Below are 1,319 nucleotides of genomic sequence, written 5' to 3' on the forward strand. Positions count from 1 at the left end.
CTAGCAGGTTGCTGAAAAAGTCGTTTCGTGAGTCGGCTGGAGTGTGATTCTGTGCATGCGTTTGATTCCTTTGGATTGGGGACCTGGATGCGCGGCGAAGATAAGCATGCGGAACACCTTTTCAGCTACGTGCGGCTGGAGACACGGATCCCGACGGACCATCCGCTGCGAGCGATCCGGGAGCTCGTTGATGCGGCGCTTAAGGATTTGTCGCGGTCGTTTGATCGGCTGTATGCCCGCGAAGGACGGCCGTCGATCCCGCCGGAGCGGCTGTTGCGAGCGCTGTTGCTGCAGGCGTTCTACACGGTGCGCTCGGAGCGGCAGTTGATGGAGCAGCTCGACTACAATCTGCTGTTCCGCTGGTTTGTCGGATTGTCTGCGGACGATTCGGTGTGGGACGCGACTGTATTCTGCAAGAACCGAGATCGGCTGCTCGACGGCGATATCGCGGCAAAGTTTTTCACAAGCGTTCTCAACCTGCCGCAGGTGAGCAAGCTGCTGTCGAGCGAGCACTTCTCGGTCGACGGGACCTTGATCGAGGCCTGGGCCAGCATGAAGAGCTTTGTACCGAAGGATGACGACGGCAAACCACCTGCGGACAAGGGCGGCGGCGGGCGCAATGCCGAGCGCAACTTTCACGGCCAAAAGCGTAAGAATGACACGCATTCTTCGACCACTGACCCGGACGCCAGGCTGTTCCGCAAGGGCGCTGGCAAGGAAGCTAAGCTCTGTCACATGGGTCATCTGATGACGGAGAACCGCAACGGGCTGATCGTCGATGCGCGACTGACCGAGGCCAACGGCACCGCTGAACGGACGACCGCGCTCGACATGATCGAGGATAATGCCAACCCTGGCAGCACTGTGGGCGGCGACAAGAACTACGACACTGCCGACTTCGTCGCGGGCTGTCGCGAGCGCGGCTGCACCCCGCATGTCTCCCAGAACAATGCCAATCGCCGCTCGGCGATCGATGCGCGCACCACCCGCCATCCCGGCTATCGCATCAGCACCATCAAGCGAAAGCGGATCGAGGAGCCGTTCGGCTGGATCAAGACGGTCGGCGGGCTGCGCAAGACCCGTCATCGAGGCCGAGGCTTGGTGGAGTGGTTCTTTGTATTGACCGCGACCGCCTACAACCTCGTTCGCATCCCCAAAATTCTGGCAGCGACGGGATGAATCCGTCTGGAGCATCGAAAATGACGAAAAACGGCAACCAGAACCCGGCGTCCGACGCCGTTCGGACCTCATCGACCGTTGCCTCGTCGCGCTCATTGAGAAAATCGCTCCCGCAATCAGCTTTTTCAGCACCCTGCTAG

1 protein-coding gene is annotated in these 1,319 nt (G+C 60.3%); it reads left to right on the top strand.

The window, feature by feature from the left end; all coding sequences use genetic code 11:
• The first annotated feature begins 87 nt into the window (after positions 1-87).
• On the top strand, positions 88-1,179 hold the full coding sequence (locus tag KIP88_RS45725; RefSeq protein WP_214494610.1) for an IS5 family transposase: 1,092 nt from the start codon (positions 88-90) through the stop codon (positions 1,177-1,179).
• The last annotated feature ends 140 nt before the right edge of the window (positions 1,180-1,319 follow it).

The sequence above is a fragment of the Bradyrhizobium sp. SRL28 genome (assembly GCF_018596315.1).
GTDB lineage: Bacteria > Pseudomonadota > Alphaproteobacteria > Rhizobiales > Xanthobacteraceae > Bradyrhizobium.